This is a genomic window from Catenovulum sediminis (assembly GCF_007289895.1).
Classification (GTDB): Bacteria; Pseudomonadota; Gammaproteobacteria; order Enterobacterales; family Alteromonadaceae; genus Catenovulum; species Catenovulum sediminis.
In genome coordinates, this window is sequence record NZ_CP041660.1 from 716,785 (window position 1) to 732,720 (window position 15,936).

Below are 15,936 nucleotides of genomic sequence, written 5' to 3' on the forward strand. Positions count from 1 at the left end.
CAGATGAAAAAGTTTGAGTTGTCACATCCTGTTGTATTAACCGCTTTTATCTTTGTCGGTTTTTTACTTAACTTATCCGTTATCCCGCTTTTTGATGTTGATGAAGGGGCGTTTTCAGAAGCCACCCGTGAAATGTTAAATTCAGGTGTTTGGTCTGCCACGTATTTAGATGGGCAACCTAGGTACGATAAACCGATTTTAACCTATTGGGTGCAGGCTGTTTTTGTCAGTATTTTTGGCCTCAATGAGTTTGGTTTACGCATGCACTCAGTTATAAGTGCAGCTTTGTGGGCACTTGCCTGCTTTTTATTTTGTAAGGAGTTTATCAATAGAAATACTGCAGTTGCTGTACTGGTTATCTTTGCCAGCACGTTATGGATCACTGTAATCGGCCGCGCGGCTACCGCCGATGCATTATTAAATCTGTTTATCGCTCTCAGCTTTTTTGATATTTACCGTTATAGCCAACATCAGCAAAATATTCATTGTTACCGTGCTTGGCTGTGGATGAGCTTAGGTATGTTAACCAAAGGCCCAGTTGCCGTCGCGATTCCGGCAATCAGCAGTTTAATCTGGTTATTGAGTCTGGGACATTTTAGAGTTTGGCTTAAAGCCGTTTTAAATCCAGTGGGTTGGTTGATATTTTTAAGTGTACTAACCCCTTGGTTGTACATGGTGTGGTTAGAACAAGGCAGTGATTTTTTCTACGGTTTTTTAGTTGAGCATAATTTAAAACGCTTTACCGCAACCAAAGAAGGTCATGGTGGCTCATGGTACTATTATTTATTGGTTTTACCGATGATCATTCTGCCCTATTCAGGTTTAATATTGAACCCCATTCGCCGCTGCGCACGCCTTTGGCAAAACCCGCTTAATCGCTTATTAATAATTTGGTTTAGTGTTGTTTTTATGCTGGTATCGATATCACAAACACAACTTCCGCATTATGTATTATATGGTGTCACACCCTTACTTATTTTGTTTGCTAAATACCGCAACCTTATTAGCCGGCAACATTGGCAATGGCTATTTCCTTTAGCGTTTTGTGCAATCCAATTTATTTTGTTGTTTGTTGCACCGGATTTGGCTCAGCAGCAAAACAATTTATACCAACAACAAATGTTAACCATTGCCACACAGGTATTTAATACAAATTATTTAATTGCCAGTGTAATATTATTGCTGCTCGTTTCGGTTTTATATTTTATTCCGATCAGTTTGTGGAAACGCTTATCTACCGCTGCTTTACTGCAAACCTTGTTTTGTTACACCTTTTTAATCCCGGCGCTAGCAGAAATACAACAAGCCCCAATAAAACAAGCCGCACTGCAAAGTAAAGATATTGCACAGCCTTTTGTCGCATATAAAATACATATGCCCAGTTTTAGCGTTTATCGACAAGATATTACCCACAGACGTGAAGTGAAACCCGGTGATTACGTCTACACTCGGGCCGATAGAGTCAGCAGCTTACAGGAAATGTTTGGTCGTCAAAACGTACGGGTTTTCTATCAACACGGTGGCATTGTTTTGGCTGAAATTTTACACGATAAACAACAACGGGCTTTGGTTAATGTTGAAAATTGAATCCAAACTTATATTTATTGTCAGTGCCTTATTGTTAGTGGCCGCGCTGAGCACATATGTAGTATTCGGTTATCACGCCGGTTTTATACCGCTAAATACATTAGGGCAACTGTTTCCGAATGCGTTTTGGGCCGCTACAACCTTACTGGGTGATACTTATGTGGCTGTAAGTTTAACCTTTTTTTTGTTGGCCATGCACAAACGTCTGCTACCCGCTGCGCTGATCGCGACGCTTCCGGCAACAATCATAGCGCAAAGTTTTAAGCGAGGCATGCCAATTGACCGACCCTCAGCTGTATTAGATGAACAGACTTTTAATCAAATAGGCCGGGTATTAGAAATGGGCAGTTTTCCGTCCGGCCATACCATGACAGCTGCCGTGCTGGTGGGTTTATTTATCATGTTTAGCCAATATCCGTGGCAGCGAATGTTGATGCTATGCGTGCTCTTTATGGCTGGTATTAGCCGAGTCATGGTTGGCGCGCACTGGCCAGTAGATATTATGGTCGGCGCAGCGATTGGCTTACTCAGTGCGTGGTTAGGATATTACATTGCTCACAAATACAATTTAGGTACACATTGGAGTAGCCAATTGATTTTATTTATTTTGCCCTGCTACGCTGCGTATAGAGTTTTTACCCATGACGGCGGATATCCACAGGGGCATGGATTTGCCATTATGATCACCAGCTTAGCCATTGTTTATTACCTATTTAACTTGGTTAAACGTCACCGCTTATGTCTCACTAGACGCATCCAAAAATTAAGATTCAACTAGGTTTTAAAACATGCTGACTGCTTTAAATACATTGACCAACGCTTTCTCAAAACAGTTTTTTTCTAAATCAATATCACAGTCACAGTATTGGTTATATTGTTTAATTTGTATGTTAGTCACCCTGTTTGTTTACCGCGAATGGGTCACCATTTCAACGCCTATTAGCCTATTTTATGATGAAGCTTATTATTTAAGCTGGGCGCAATCATTTGAGTGGGGTTATTATTCAAAACCACCGGTGGTCGCTTGGTTAATTGCACTTTCTACCAGCCTGTTTGGTCAAGCAGAATGGGCTGTGAAATTATCTGCGCCCGTTTTATATACAGCTACAGCATATTTGCTGTATTGCATAAATAGCCGATGGTTCTCACCACGTGCCGGTTTTTGGGCGGCCTGTATTTTTATCACGATGCCACTGGTGAGCCTGAATTCTCTTTTTGTCACAACCGATGCGCCACAGTTATTCTTTTGGGCATTAGCTAGCTACTTTTTTATCCGCGCAAATGAAAAAAACCACTGGGTATGGTGGTTACTAGCAGGTTGCGCTGGTGGTTTAGGTTTATTATCTAAGTACACCTTTATTCTGCTGCCCGTCGCTTTTTTGTGTTTTGCTCTCGTCAGCAAAAAAGGCAAGCGTATTTTACGCAACACTAAATTTTGGTGTGCTTGTCTGCTGGCAATGTTAATTCTCTTGCCCAATTTATACTGGAACTTTCAGTACGATTTTATTAGTTTTCAACATACTTCTGAAATCTCGAAACATGGCGAAAATAGTGCGAGTTTTCTCCGTATGTTAGAGTTTTTAGGTTTGCAGCTAATTGTCTTTGGCCCAGCATTTTTAATTTATTTAATCAGTAAAACAAAAGCTCACAAACGCCTCCCTAAATTAAAACAACGTGATTCAGTTAAACTATTGTGGTGTCTTTTTTGGCCAACGATTGTCGTTATATCACTGCAGGCATTTTTAGCTCGAGCGAATATGAACTGGGCAGCTTCAGCCTATGTAGCTGCAAGTTTATTGGCCGGCTTTTATATCAGCCGGCAGAAAAAACCAAGCTGGCTAATTGCAGGTTTATTTTGTAATTTTTTGTTAATGCTTAGCTTTTATCACTTTAATAGCTTTACTAAAACGATAGGTGTTGAACGCACTCAACACAATGATCCATTTAAACGAATAGTCGGTTGGCCTGAATTTGTCGCTCAGTTTCAGCCTTATTTCAATCTTTATCCCGATCATAAATTAGCCAGCAACTCGCGTAAATTACTGGCTTATTTTGGCTATTACCTGCAGCCAAACGATTTTACCGGAATTTCAATGGATGGTGACTTACATATAGACCACCATTACGATTTGATGTATTCAATGGGTGAAAGTAATGAATCTCAGTTTCTCTTTATCACAGATAATTGGAATGAAGATAAACTTAAGCAATATTTTCATCGGGTCGAACTTGTTACTCAACAATCTTTACCGATATACAGTTCGATGCAGCGCCAAGCCGATTTATACAAAGTTGCCGGTTTTAAAGGATACTTGGATGAAAAAACTCAATAAGATTTTGCTACGTAAAGATATGTTGTTATGTTTTTTGATGGTGTTGTTGTTTGTTCGTTTTCCATCATTAGATATTCAAGTATCTAGCTGGTTTTATGATAGCCAGAAAGAAATATTCCATTTGGCAGACCATCCGTTTGTTCAGTTTATTTATAATCTTTTTGCCAAACCTCACATCATCATTTTGCCTGTTTTAATTTTTGCCGCTGTTTATTGCTTTAATAAATATAAACAGGATTATCATAAAAAATATGTTTGCAGTTTTTTGTTGGCGTCTTTGCTTATAGGGCCGGGTTTAATCGTCAATGAGCTGATAAAAAACAATTCTATTGGCCGTGCTAGGCCCGCTCAGGTACAGGAATTTGGTGGACAAAACACCTTTACGGCCGCTTTTGTCTATTCAGGCCAATGCCAGACAAATTGCTCATTTGTCAGTGGGCATGCTGCAATCGGTTTTTACTTTATTGGTTTAGCTTGGTTATTGCGCCGCCGAGAAGCATTTTATTGGGGGTTGGCTATTGGCATTATGGTTAGTTTTACCCGCATTGCAAAAGGTGGCCACTTTTTAAGTGACACTGTATTTGCTTTTTGGGTGGTCTATTTTACCAATTTAACGCTTGCGTATTGGTTTAAACTAGAATTCCCCAAACAGGCTGTAAAAGACTTCACATTAACTAAGCTCAGCAAAAAAAGTGGTTAAAAGTGAAACTTTGCCAGCAAGTTTATATTGCGTTCATTTATTCCTTTTAAGCCAAACTTGTTGTTCCAATGCACATACTCAACGCCAACAAAAAATTTCGAGGTGATCCCCATTATGGGTGCCAAATTATATTTAAATTGTGAGGTAAAGTTTTGACTGGCCGATTTATTGTCTTTTGCATTGGTAAAATCGATAAAACCATCATAATAAAATGGCCCGACAGGTAATGCCCAAGCCAGCGTTACCTGCATGTTATCTGAACCAAACTCGTTAAAACGGCGATATATATTTACGTTCAGAAATTTAAAATAAGCCGGCTGAAATTTGCTACCAATACCGAATAAATAGTTGGTCATATCTTGCCCTTCACCAATAGCTGAGGTGAAATTTTTAAACTCTATCGTGCTGGCAAACGAAATATGTTGGAGCGCCGAATCTGACCAACTGAACAGGCTTATTCTAGGACTCAATTCGCCGTAAATTTCACTGTCTCCATTATCCGATTGTAACCGGTCGACAAACACAAAAATATCTCCCCAGTTTAAACCTGCCGCATATTCCATTGTAAAAACATCGCGTTGTTTGTCACCTATTTGATAATTTTTGCCTTTGAGCGCTGTAAGACTAAAGTCCGACCAAAGCGTTTTAGCAGACAGGGAAACGGAAATTAGCATTGTTGATATAACAAATAAATGGAATAAAAATGAATGTATTTTATGCATCAAAAATCAACCTATACCTGTTTACAGCAAGTATAGGTGATATTTTTTATTTTGGCGGTTGGTTAAACTGCAGCTGTTGAACGATTTGTTAATTTATTATCCTGCAACAACATCTAACGCTTGCTTAAATAGGGCTGTTCCTTTTGGCATCTTGCGGGCGTTTTCACTTAAAAATCGACGCCACATTCTGGCTCTGGGCTGGCCGTTATAGAGTCCCAACATATGTCGTGCGATATGCCAAGTGGTTGCGCCAGCTTGCGTTTCTTGTTCGATATATTCAAACATCGCCTGTACAACCTGCTCTCGTGTTATTGAATTCGCTTCAGCACCATAAATTTGCTCGTCGACCTGACTCATGATAAATGGGTTTTGATAAACAGCGCGTCCCATCATCACACCGTCAACCTGTTGTAAATGCAAATGTGCATCATCAAAAGTTTCTATACCGCCATTGATACTAATCTCTAGATCTGGAAACTCTTGTTTAAGTTGATAGACACGTGGGTAATTTAATGGCGGAACTTCTCGGTTTTGCTTTGGACTTAACCCCTGTAACCAAGCTTTACGTGCATGCACAATAAAGTGCGTACAGCCAGCTGAAGCGACAGTATCAACAAATGTTTGTAAAAAGGCATATTCGTCTTCATCATCAATTGCAATACGGGTTTTTACCGTTACTGGTATATCGCACGCTTGCTGCATGGCCTGTAAACACTTGGCGACGGTTTCAGGTTGTGCCATTAAGCAGGCTCCAAACATCCCGTTTTGAACCCTATCGGACGGACAGCCTACATTAATATTGATCTCGTCGTAACCATATTCCTGCGCCGCCTGTGCCGCTTTCGCCATATCAACCGGATCACTCCCCCCTAGCTGTAAAACAACCGGATGTTCAGCCTGATTAAATTTTAAATAATCACCTTTGCCATAAATAATTGCGCCAGTTGTCACCATTTCTGTATATAACACGGCTTGTTTTGACATCACGCGATAAAAATAACGGCAATGGCGATCTGTCCAATCCAGCATAGGGGCTACTGAAAAGCGGCGATCTATCTTTTTAGCAGTCATAAGACTGAGTCCATTGATTTATAGTGGCTTAACGCTTTTTCTTGCAAAATAATTACCTTTCAAAGTTTCGGTGATTTCCGCTGTTTTTCGTCAATTTTCACACCCTGGGGTGACAAATGGGGTGACAAAATCAGAGGACTTTCGATGGCCTATTATCTTATCAAAAAACGCTTCAGAGGCGAACTACCAGTTTACTGTGCCGAAGTTAGACAGAAGCGGAAAGGTCAAAAAATGTTTAGTAAATCTAAAACATTCACAACCAAAGGTGCAGCTACCAAATGGGCTAAGATTTTAGTTGATCAATTAGAAGATAATGAAGCAATGAACTTACTTGGCTTACGAGAAGCGTTGCTCGGTGATTTGATCCGCGATTATATCAAGCTCAAAGACAAATCGAATAAGCCACTTGGTCGAACATCGGCGTATGGCTATAAAACGATTGTGAGCTTCCAATATTATTTCCAACCGCTAGGACGGCTAGTATTGCCATTGGCGAAGTAGTTGTTGATGCCCTCTTAATGAACTTATGCCCTTAACTTTTTATATATACGATTTAAATATGCAAAATTTACTGCTTCATGTAACCAGGGGCTAACAATGCGTTGTCTACATCGTAAAGTGTTTCAGGGTTATTTAAACAAAGTTGAAAACTTTTTTCTTCTAAAGAATGATCCAGAGATGAATCCACGTTCCACATTCTAAGCCAGTAGCCAGCAACGGCAGCTCGAACCTGAATGATTAACCTCCCTTCTTCCATTCCATATTCAAATTCAATAGCTTTCTTATTGTGTAAATTTTCTATATTAGGGTGCGCTATTAGCTCTAATCTAACCATACGATTCCACTGGTGATCGGATTGCATCGATTCGTCAATCGTAACTTCACTTGACGATTCAGTAATGCTCTCAATTCGGCCAATAACAAAATCCCAAAACCTTTTATTTGTCTTATCATAAGACCGGATATGCCACCTAATTCCATTATCAACAAAGGAGTGAGGAACAATTTCTACAGTTTCACTGGCTCTAGAAGCCGCACAATAATTAATTTTCACAGCTTTTTTATTAGCTACTGCACGAGTTAAATGAGTTAAGACATCAATGTTTGGCGCAGAAATTCTAGGAACTCCTAATACACCATCGGCATGATTCAGGTTTATAATTTGTGCAAATTCATTATTTCTTAAAATTGATAACGCAGTGTTTCTTTCTGTGACCTTACGACAACATAGCGCAAATAATTAAAAACCATTTGGCATACTTGATTGCAACCTTAAACAAACCAAGGCGCAATCAATGAATACCACACCTTTATTAGAGCAAACTAAAGCACAATTTGACCACTGGCGTGACAACAAAGAAACGTTAGGCACCTTAACACCCGTTGAATTACGCAGGCAAGCCGTTGAGCTTACACACCAGTATTCCGCCTCCAAGGTTGTTACCACCTTAGGCTTAATTGGCTCTGTTATTAAACGCTGGCGCGCCGAGCTTAAACACACTCAAACGACGAGTGAACCCATTGATACATTTGTCACATTGCCAAACACCCAACAGGCCAGTGCCGCCATTGCCGAGGCCCGTATTGTATTAAACGACGGGACAAATATTCAGCTCAATGGCGGGGCCAGCGCCCAGCTCCTCTCTGTGCTTGCCCAAGCGTTAACCGTTTCAGCTTCTCTTTAAAAGGCACACTGATGTTACAACTCTCTGCTCAAACTGCAATATTGCTGGCCACACAGCCGCAAGATTTTCGTAAAGGCATTGATGGTTTTGTCGCCGTCTGTCGCGACTCACTCCAACAAAATCCACGTGCCGATATTCGCTTTGTGTTTATTAATAAAAGTCGAACCATGTTACGCGTATTGGCATACGATGGCAGCGGCTATTGGTTGATGACCAAACGTTTATCTAAAGGACGATTTCAAAACTGGCCGAAGTCACCCAATACAGTATCCCCCATGTTAGCAACTGAGCTTAGAGAGCTATTAAAGGGTGAAGCCAAACCCGTGGATAAAAAATATAAAATAAATTGAACTAATTGAAATAGCTGCGATCAGATCTGGCAACTCAACAAAATAACTATGCAAAATAACAAGATAATGACACAAACCTTTACCGATATCAGCAGCCAAGAGCTTGATGCCCTGATTGAACGGATCACACAAGCCAAAGCGCACCAATTAACACTTTCACCCGAAGATTGTGAATTGTTGTTAGACGCGTTATTGACCCTAGCCAGCATGCAAGAAAAACTCAGTGATAATGACATCACCATCAGCAAGCTTAGAAAGCTGGCAGGCATCGTACAATCGTCAGAAAGCTTAAAATCCAATCTAGCTAAGCGCAAAAAAAGCACGCCGCATGGACGAAAAAACAAAGCTCAGGCAGCGCAAATTAAACCTGAAGTGATTCACCACAAACACTCAGACTTACAAAAAGGGGATAACTGCCCAGAATGCCCAACAGGTAAATTATACAAATTTGAGCCAGCGACCTTTTTAAGAATTACTGGACAAAGTCCATTCAAACCCGAGCAACATGTGATGGAGCGACTGCGCTGTAACGCCTGTGGTGCTTATTTTACCGCGCCAGTCAGTGATGAAGTGATTGCCGATGGTGCCCTACATCAAAAGTATGGTTACAGTGCCCGTGCTTTAATGAGCATCAGTAAATATTACGCAGGCTCGCCGTTTTATCGTCAAGGCAGTATGCAAGATTTATTAGGTGTCTCTATCAGTGCATCGAGCATTTTTGACCAAATAGAGCAAGCCGCGAACGCCGTTTATCCAGTGCAAAAATATTTAACAGAGCTTGCTGCAACAGCAGAGCACTACGCCTTAGATGACACCAAAAACCGTATTTTAAATCAAACATCGGTGATGAAAAAATCGCGCGATGGCAAAACGCGAGCGCGCACAGGGGTTTATACCTCAGGGTTAATTGCCACAATCGCAGAGCACAACATCATTTTATTTCAAACCAACATAGGCCATGCGGGCGAGTTTATAGATGAAATATTGCAAAAAAGACCCGCCGATGTAGCCGAGCCGATATTAATGAGTGATGCACTCTCAGCCAATAAACCCAGCAAAGTCATGGTCAAAATGAGTTTGTGCAATAGCCATGCACGGCGGCAATTTTATGATGTACACAGTCACTTCCCAGAAGAAGTCGCATGGGTGATAGAAGAATATGGCAAAATTTGGCATCACGAAAACACAGTGCAAGCGCAGAGCTTGCCAGCAGACAAACGGCTAGCCTATCACCAGCAACACTCGTTGCCGGTGATGTACCGTATTGCCAATTGGGGGCAAGCCCATTTAGACAAAGGCACAGTTGAAGCCAATAGTGGCTTGGGTAAAGCAATTAATTATTACCTAAAACACTTTGCTGGACTCAGTGCATTTTGTTGTATAGAAGGCGCGCAATTAGACAACAACAAAATGGAAAACCAGTTAAAGCTCATCATACGCGATAGAAAAAACGCGATGTTCAAAAAAACACAAGCAGGTGCGGACATCGGTGATGTGCTAACTTCGCTGATTGCGACTTGCGCAGATGCTGGCGTCAATGCGCTAGAGTATTTAACCGTGCTACAGCGGTACAGTGACAAGTTGCGATTAAACCCTGAACTTTACTTGCCTTGGAACTACAAATCACAGTGCCCAGATTAAATGCTGGGTCTATGCACATTTCGGGCGTAAAGTTACGCTAACTTGCCGTAAGCTCACTGTTATTTCTATTGAAGAGGCGCATGAATGGATACAAGAATACTCGTTAGGCTTTACAGGTCATCTGAGTGCTGAAGTAAGGCGTGCTATTAAAAATGAACTAGCTTCCCTAGACTTTTATTTAGAGCATTAAAAGTAAATTAAAACTGACTTTTAATGGGAAAAAAGACCTCAACACCTATAAGTTAATTATATTTGACTTATAACTATTTTGGCATTACTTTATATTTAAAAGTAAATAATAGTTAACTTATATGAGTAATCTAACCAAGACAAACAGAACTGGTAAAGCGGTTAAGGCAACAGTGATGCCTAACTTATCAGAACGCTTTACCTCGACTCAGCTCGCTGAAGCGATCACTGCAAAGCGAACTGGTATGAAGCTGTCTCTCGTAGATGTATCTGAAGCATTGTCTATTTCAAAGCCAACGCTAGTGAAAATAGAAAAAGGCGATACCAATGTACAGTTAGCGAACCTTCTCAAGGTAATGGAATACCTTGGTCTTTCATTTAGCCTTCTTTCCGATGATGCTACTTCCAAAGAAAAAACAGAGGTAAGTGATGACTGGTACTGATCTAAATACCCTAAACGTTTATATCGGTCATGGTCGTAGAATTGCGGCGATAACCATTCCTGTAGGCTCTGAAACCGAATTAAGCTTAACTTACGAGCCTGATTGGATTAAAGAGGGGTTTGCTATCTCGCCCCACCTGCCTTTGAACGGTGAGTTTGATCACAGGGCCGTTCGGAACTTTCTACAAAACTTGTTACCTGAAGGCAAAGGGTTAGAAGAGATCACTAGTAATACCACTATATCCAAAAATAATACCTTTGGGCTTATCAAGATCATCGGTGCAGAAACCTCTGGCGCGTTATCATTTACAAGTCAAAATAATCAAGAAAGCGAAACTACGTTTCGAGAAGTTACTAATGAAGAGCTAATCGAAAAGTTAGCTCGTTTTAAGAGTGCTGGAGAATCAATTACCTATTGGGATGGTCGTACAAGGCTATCAGTAGCGGGTGTACAAGATAAACTTAACTTATTAGAAATAGATGGCAAATTAGGCTTTGGTGAAGGTCAGCTTTGCTCCAATAAGATTTTTAAGTTTGAAACGGGAAAAGCGCCTTTTATTGCTGTGAATGAATTATTTACCATGTTATTGGCAAAACATTCGGGTATCGATGTACCAGAGGTGGCAGTAAGAAAATATGGAGAAGTCAGCGCGTTTGTCATTGACCGTTTTGACCGTAAGTTAATAACCGAGCAACAGCGTGTTATGCGCCGTCACATCATTGATGGCTGCCAAGCTACTAACCTGCCACCTTCCTACAAGTACGAGCGTCAACACGGTGATGAAGGCGACGGTATTTATATTCGTGATGGTGTGTCTTTTCCGAAGCTGTTTAATGTACAAACAACCAATGCCGAAGCATATCAAACGCAACTTATACGCTGGATGACCTTTAATATTTTAGTGCGAAACTATGATGCTCACGGTAAGAACATCAGTTTCTTTGTGGGTAAACAGGGTTTAAGTCTTACGCCATTTTACGATTTAGTAAATATTGAGGCCATCATTCGAGAGATCCAGGCAAGGCAAGCTAATGAAAACTCTAATGCGCCAATGGCAAGCCATTTCTCGATGTCGATAGGTGAATATGATGCAGGCAGTGCTGGTAATTTTAATCACCCGCTTACTGCTTACATGTTGGCTGACTTCGCCCAAAAATTCGGAATATCGCTCGCACGTCTGCAATTATTAATGAAGCAAATGATCAAGCAGGTGCAAACCTCTGTAGATTTAGCCAAAGCTGATGCACTTAAACAACAGTTGACTAATTCTGAAATACAGCATGTTGATACCTGTATTCAAATCATTGATGAAGCGGCTGAAGAGCTAAGTGCAGAAGTGGATCTAATTACGGAAATGAGTGACTTGATTTAGTGTGGATTTCTGGCTATTTCTGTTTATTTCATTAAAGTGGAGTGACAATAAGTAGACAGCGAAGTTTGCAATTGAAAATTAAACCTTATTAAATCAAGTGGTTAAACAGTATTTTGCGCATGTGTGATTCCTTTCCAGCATAGGGGCTACTGAAAAGCTGTGGTTTATTTTTGACATATTCATTTACTAACTAAACCTGTTAATTTATGGGGCGACATTTTTATGTTAAACAACATTATTGGCGTAAACACCGACCTAAGTGTCGGGCTAAAGCCGCGACCTACATTGATTTATTGCTCGAAGCTCGTAGCTCGTAGCTCATCGCTCGGCTTTTTATTCTTTCACCTGCTGTAAAATCGATTCCATCGTTTGCAGACAATTATGTGTGAATTGATGGGTTACAACTGAACTTTCCAACATGCCCTGAGTTATACATTTTTCCGCTTCTGCTATTTCGTATTCAAATCCATTGACAGCAAATGGTTTGCGCACAGTCAGTTCGCTATTTTGCTTGATTAACGTGACTTGCTGCGGCTGCCAAAACATATTCGGTAGATGGATGCGTCCTTCACTGCCATAAATATCTAATGTGTTTTCTGTCTGACAGTGGAAGTTACTGGTGAACTGTGCGAATCTTTGACCTGAGTAGCCTAAGTTTGCCATCGTCAGTTCATCGACACCGGTTTCACCTATTTGTCCAATTGCACTGATGGTTTGAGCTTGCTCTTGCATAAGCCATTGTGCGGTTGCGACACAATATACGCCCATATCCAACAAAACACCGCCCGCCAATTCGGGGTTTAATAGCCTGTCTGTTGGATCTTTCGGGGTGTTATAGCCGAATGTCGAACGAACTAATTTAAGTTCACCGATTTGTCCTTGTCCAATCCATTCATTAACCTGTTGATATGCCGGCAAATAAAGTGACCACATGGCTTCCATTAAAAAGACACCTTGCTTTTTAGCCAGTGTAAACAGTTCGCTCGCTTGTGCTGAAGTAACGGTCAATGGCTTTTCACACAACACTGACTTACCCGCCGTTAAACCAGCTTTAATTTGCTCATAATGAAAATTATGCGGTGTTGCGATATATATCGCATCTATATCCTTAGCCTCGTACAAGTTTTCATATTGCGTGTAAATAGTTGAACAATTATATTGGCTTGCAAATTGACGTGCTCGCGCTTCGTTGCGACTGGCAACCGCTTGTAATTTTCCAACAAAATCAGCAGATAATGCCTGCGCAAAACGATGTGCGATCCGGCCCGGACCTATCAGCCCCAGCGAAATTCTGACATAATGTCTCTATTTATAAATTCGAAGTAACCTCATTCTGCACGAATATACTGCAAACTCAAGCCGAACAGTTATTGCTTTGCTTTTGTTGTTTAGGCTGTTGAGTGCGCTTTTTAACCCAAAAAATAACGGCTAACAAGTTAATCAACGCTAAAAACCATGCGATGCTATCACCATATTGGCGATACCAGGTCATCTTATGCCTCACTGGCAAAGTATACTGTAATACGGCTTCTTCAAACTGCGGTGCACGCGCTGTTATTTTGCCATGCTCGTTAATGACAGCAGTAATACCCGTATTAGTTACCCGCACTACAGGTATGCCTAACTCTAACGCTCTCATTCTAGCAATTTCTAAATGCTGATGCGGGCCATGCGAGCGGCCAAACCATGCGTCATTGCTTACGGTTAGTATAAAGTCTGTATTTTCCTTTAAGTTATCGCGTACCTGCCTTGGAAATACGATTTCATAACATAAAGCCGCCATAATATTAAAGCCACTGGCTTTTAAATCTGGCTGAATATACTCACCCCGATTAAAAGATGAATAAGGCAAATCAAATATCGGTGCTAATTGTCGTAGCCATTGTTCAAAAGGGACATATTCACCAATAGGTAATAAATGATGTTTGTTATATCGATTCTCATGCCCATGAAAGTATAACGCGCTATTTTGCGTGTTTTCGTACTGACCTAAAACAATTAAACTATTATAAAACTCACCACTATCAGGTTGATAGTTAATAATTCCGCTGATCACGGATGTTTGATTGTAAATGGCTGCTTGATCCAAATTAGTCAAATAATCCTGCGCACTTGGCTCAATCGCGGGAATTGCTGCTTCCGGCCAGATAATAATGTCAGATTCTGAATAGTATGGTCGGCTCAAATCTTGATATTTAAGCATGGTTGGCCATAAAAATTCTGGTTGCCAACGATTTTCTTGTTTGATATTACCCTGCACTAAAGTCAGACGAACCTGTTTTTCTGCGTTTTTCTGTGAAGTTAGATTATCGCCACCCAGTATAGAAACTGATGATGTCATAAAAGACATCGTCATTAAAACGACCACTGTGGATGACAGACTCGCAATGGCTATTTTTAATTTTTTCTCAGCCAGCAAAAATACCAAGAGGGTCGCACACAATACCAGTAAAAAACTCAATCCGGTTTCACCGACATACGGCACCAGTACAGAAAAAGGTCCATCAATTTGACTGTAGCCTAACGATAACCAAGGAAATCCAGTTAATACAAAACTGCGCAAATACTCAAAAATCAGCCAAAAAGTCGGTAATAAAAACCACATCTTTTTATCGACTTTACACATTAAATAACGTGTTACTGCAATTGCAGCACTAAAGTATAAAGCCAGATAAGCAGCCAGCAGTAAAATCATGCCGACAGACGCAGCTAGAGGCATACCGCCAAATTGCGCAAGACTGACATGTATCCAACTCAGCCCGACGCTAAACCAACCGAGAGAAAAGAAAAAAGCATGACGAATAGCAGGTTTAAAATCAGCCTGATAACACAGGTATAAAAAAGCAGGGAGCGTTAAAAAAACCAGCCAATATTGGCTGTAAGGTGCAAATGCGAGTGTGCCACTACATCCTAATAAAAATAAGAATGCACTTAGCCACCACGCATTGACCGTTTTCAAATCACAGAGTCCTTTGTTTCATCTGAATCACGTGGCATCGTCATTTGCAACTGATTGATACGCCGACCATCACAACTAACAACTTTAAAATTATAACCATTGACGTCAATTGACTCACCTTTGGCTGGTAGATGGCCAAATGCCTGGGTAACCAGTCCACCAATTGTATCTATATCATCTGAGCGCCAGTTGGTTTTAAAATACTCGTTAAATTCTTCTATTTCAGTTAATGCATTGACCGCATAAACATAGGTAGTCACCTTACGAATATCTTCTGGTTCAATAATATCGTGTTCATCTTCAATTTCGCCGACGATCAATTCTAGGATATCTTCAATTGTCACCAAGCCTGACACACTGCCAAACTCATCGATAACAATCGCCATATGATATCTTTCTTTGCGGAAGTCTTTGAGCAGGATATCTAATCGTTTGCTTTCAGGGATCACGACCGCTGGGCGCAATAAATCTTGAAAGCTAAAATTATCAAAACCGTTATGGTAGACATACGCCAACAAATCTTTGGCTAATAAGATGCCTTCTATATGATCTTTATCTTCGCAAATAACCGGGAAACGGCTATGCGCTGACTCAATCATTAGAGGTAAAAATTCTTCGACAGGTTGCGATCTTTCGATCGTAACCATGTGTGATCTGGGGATCATCACATCTCTTACACGCATCTCGGCAATATCCAATACGCCGTCAATCATATCCTTAGTATCGTTATCGATCAGAGCTCGCTCTGCCGCCTCTTCGAATACTTCGTGTAAGTCTTCTCTACTTCTCGGTTCTCCAGCAAACATTTGCCCTAGCTTATCTAGCCAAGATTTTGCTTGAGAACCGTTGCTAGAGTGAGGATTTTCTTCGCTCATACAGGCATT

The 15,936-nt window shown here is 40.7% G+C and carries 16 protein-coding genes; 10 read left to right on the forward strand and 6 right to left on the reverse strand.

Going from position 1 to position 15,936, the window contains the following annotated elements; all coding sequences use genetic code 11:
• Window positions 1-3: 3 nt before the first annotated feature.
• Genes FNT16_RS02830 through FNT16_RS02845 form a run of 4 tightly spaced genes read left to right on the forward strand, consistent with a single transcriptional unit; the run spans window position 4 to window position 4,620 of the window.
• A complete protein-coding gene (locus FNT16_RS02830) occupies window positions 4-1,587 on the forward strand; it encodes an ArnT family glycosyltransferase (protein ID WP_143870132.1) in 1,584 nt (527 codons plus the stop codon).
• Window positions 1,574-2,365, forward strand: coding sequence for a phosphatase PAP2 family protein (locus FNT16_RS02835; RefSeq protein ID WP_143870133.1), 792 nt, complete (start codon window positions 1,574-1,576; stop codon window positions 2,363-2,365). The genes FNT16_RS02830 and FNT16_RS02835 overlap by 14 nt, the downstream gene beginning before the upstream one ends.
• A 10-nt stretch (window positions 2,366-2,375) precedes the next feature.
• Complete coding sequence (locus FNT16_RS02840; RefSeq protein WP_246072322.1) at window positions 2,376-3,920, forward strand: glycosyltransferase family 39 protein; 1,545 nt, start codon at window positions 2,376-2,378, stop codon at window positions 3,918-3,920.
• Window positions 3,904-4,620, forward strand: a complete 717-nt coding sequence (locus FNT16_RS02845) for a phosphatase PAP2 family protein (RefSeq protein WP_143870134.1) — start codon at window positions 3,904-3,906, stop codon at window positions 4,618-4,620. The genes FNT16_RS02840 and FNT16_RS02845 overlap by 17 nt, the downstream gene beginning before the upstream one ends.
• Here the strand turns inward: FNT16_RS02845 and FNT16_RS02850 are convergent.
• Together FNT16_RS02850 and dusA are read right to left on the reverse strand one after the other, a co-directional pair.
• On the reverse strand, window positions 4,617-5,342 hold the full coding sequence (locus FNT16_RS02850) for a nucleoside-binding protein (protein WP_221935052.1): 726 nt from the start codon (window positions 5,340-5,342) through the stop codon (window positions 4,617-4,619). The genes FNT16_RS02845 and FNT16_RS02850 overlap by 4 nt on opposite strands.
• Window positions 5,343-5,438: 96 nt before the next feature.
• On the reverse strand, window positions 5,439-6,413 hold the full coding sequence (gene dusA / locus FNT16_RS02855; protein WP_143870135.1) for a tRNA dihydrouridine(20/20a) synthase DusA: 975 nt from the start codon (window positions 6,411-6,413) through the stop codon (window positions 5,439-5,441).
• Between the two features lie 231 nt (window positions 6,414-6,644).
• Between dusA and FNT16_RS02860 the strand changes: the two genes are divergently transcribed.
• Window positions 6,645-6,914, forward strand: a complete 270-nt coding sequence (locus FNT16_RS02860) for a hypothetical protein (protein WP_143870136.1) — start codon at window positions 6,645-6,647, stop codon at window positions 6,912-6,914.
• 67 nt (window positions 6,915-6,981) lie between these two features.
• On the opposite strand, the gene FNT16_RS02865 is transcribed toward FNT16_RS02860, so the two are convergent.
• Window positions 6,982-7,602, reverse strand: coding sequence for a BrxR family transcriptional regulator (locus FNT16_RS02865; RefSeq protein WP_143870137.1), 621 nt, complete (start codon window positions 7,600-7,602; stop codon window positions 6,982-6,984).
• A 106-nt stretch (window positions 7,603-7,708) separates the two neighbouring features.
• Here FNT16_RS02865 and FNT16_RS02870 point away from each other — a divergent pair, with 106 nt between their 5' ends.
• The 5 genes from FNT16_RS02870 (at window position 7,709) to FNT16_RS02890 (ending at window position 12,093) form a co-directional block, all read left to right on the forward strand.
• Window positions 7,709-8,098, forward strand: a complete 390-nt coding sequence (locus FNT16_RS02870; protein ID WP_143870138.1) for a hypothetical protein — start codon at window positions 7,709-7,711, stop codon at window positions 8,096-8,098.
• An 11-nt stretch (window positions 8,099-8,109) separates the two neighbouring features.
• Window positions 8,110-8,448 carry an IS66 family insertion sequence element accessory protein TnpB gene (tnpB, locus tag FNT16_RS02875; protein WP_143870139.1) on the forward strand — a complete coding sequence of 113 codons (339 nt, stop codon included), beginning with the start codon at window positions 8,110-8,112 and terminating at the stop codon, window positions 8,446-8,448.
• 48 nt (window positions 8,449-8,496) lie between these two features.
• Window positions 8,497-10,089: an IS66 family transposase gene (tnpC, locus tag FNT16_RS02880; protein WP_221935053.1), complete on the forward strand. Its 1,593-nt coding sequence runs from the start codon at window positions 8,497-8,499 to the stop codon at window positions 10,087-10,089.
• 311 nt (window positions 10,090-10,400) lie between these two features.
• Window positions 10,401-10,721, forward strand: a complete 321-nt coding sequence (locus tag FNT16_RS02885) for a helix-turn-helix domain-containing protein (RefSeq protein WP_246072326.1) — start codon at window positions 10,401-10,403, stop codon at window positions 10,719-10,721.
• On the forward strand, window positions 10,705-12,093 hold the full coding sequence (locus FNT16_RS02890) for a HipA domain-containing protein (protein WP_143870140.1): 1,389 nt from the start codon (window positions 10,705-10,707) through the stop codon (window positions 12,091-12,093). Before FNT16_RS02885 ends, FNT16_RS02890 begins: the two co-directional genes overlap by 17 nt.
• A 333-nt stretch (window positions 12,094-12,426) precedes the next feature.
• On the opposite strand, the gene FNT16_RS02895 is transcribed toward FNT16_RS02890, so the two are convergent.
• The 3 genes from FNT16_RS02895 to corC all read right to left on the reverse strand — a co-directional run bounded on the left by FNT16_RS02895 (window position 12,427) and on the right by corC (window position 15,927).
• Window positions 12,427-13,383 (reverse strand): Gfo/Idh/MocA family oxidoreductase, encoded by a 957-nt coding sequence (locus FNT16_RS02895; RefSeq protein ID WP_185976738.1) that lies wholly within the window; start codon window positions 13,381-13,383, stop codon window positions 12,427-12,429.
• Between the two features lie 64 nt (window positions 13,384-13,447).
• Window positions 13,448-15,052: an apolipoprotein N-acyltransferase gene (gene lnt / locus FNT16_RS02900; RefSeq protein WP_143870142.1), complete on the reverse strand. Its 1,605-nt coding sequence runs from the start codon at window positions 15,050-15,052 to the stop codon at window positions 13,448-13,450.
• A complete protein-coding gene (gene corC / locus FNT16_RS02905) occupies window positions 15,049-15,927 on the reverse strand; it encodes a CNNM family magnesium/cobalt transport protein CorC (protein WP_143870143.1) in 879 nt (292 codons plus the stop codon). Before corC ends, lnt begins: the two co-directional genes overlap by 4 nt.
• Between the last annotated feature and the right edge of the window lie 9 nt (window positions 15,928-15,936).

What these genes read in the sequence shown, in the direction of transcription:
- FNT16_RS02885 (WP_246072326.1), top strand. Translation starts at nt 10,401, where the DNA reads ATGAGTAATCTAACCAAGACAAACAGAACTGGTAAAGCGGTTAAGGCA.
- FNT16_RS02840 (WP_246072322.1), top strand. Translation starts at nt 2,376, where the DNA reads ATGCTGACTGCTTTAAATACATTGACCAACGCTTTCTCAAAACAGTTT.
- FNT16_RS02850 (WP_221935052.1), bottom strand. Translation starts at nt 5,342, where the DNA reads ATGCATAAAATACATTCATTTTTATTCCATTTATTTGTTATATCAACA.
- dusA (WP_143870135.1), bottom strand. Translation starts at nt 6,413, where the DNA reads ATGACTGCTAAAAAGATAGATCGCCGCTTTTCAGTAGCCCCTATGCTG.
- FNT16_RS02870 (WP_143870138.1), top strand. Translation starts at nt 7,709, where the DNA reads ATGAATACCACACCTTTATTAGAGCAAACTAAAGCACAATTTGACCAC.
- FNT16_RS02845 (WP_143870134.1), top strand. Translation starts at nt 3,904, where the DNA reads ATGAAAAAACTCAATAAGATTTTGCTACGTAAAGATATGTTGTTATGT.
- tnpC (WP_221935053.1), top strand. Translation starts at nt 8,497, where the DNA reads ATGCAAAATAACAAGATAATGACACAAACCTTTACCGATATCAGCAGC.
- FNT16_RS02835 (WP_143870133.1), top strand. Translation starts at nt 1,574, where the DNA reads ATGTTGAAAATTGAATCCAAACTTATATTTATTGTCAGTGCCTTATTG.
- tnpB (WP_143870139.1), top strand. Translation starts at nt 8,110, where the DNA reads ATGTTACAACTCTCTGCTCAAACTGCAATATTGCTGGCCACACAGCCG.
- corC (WP_143870143.1), bottom strand. Translation starts at nt 15,927, where the DNA reads ATGAGCGAAGAAAATCCTCACTCTAGCAACGGTTCTCAAGCAAAATCT.
- FNT16_RS02830 (WP_143870132.1), top strand. Translation starts at nt 4, where the DNA reads ATGAAAAAGTTTGAGTTGTCACATCCTGTTGTATTAACCGCTTTTATC.
- FNT16_RS02860 (WP_143870136.1), top strand. Translation starts at nt 6,645, where the DNA reads ATGTTTAGTAAATCTAAAACATTCACAACCAAAGGTGCAGCTACCAAA.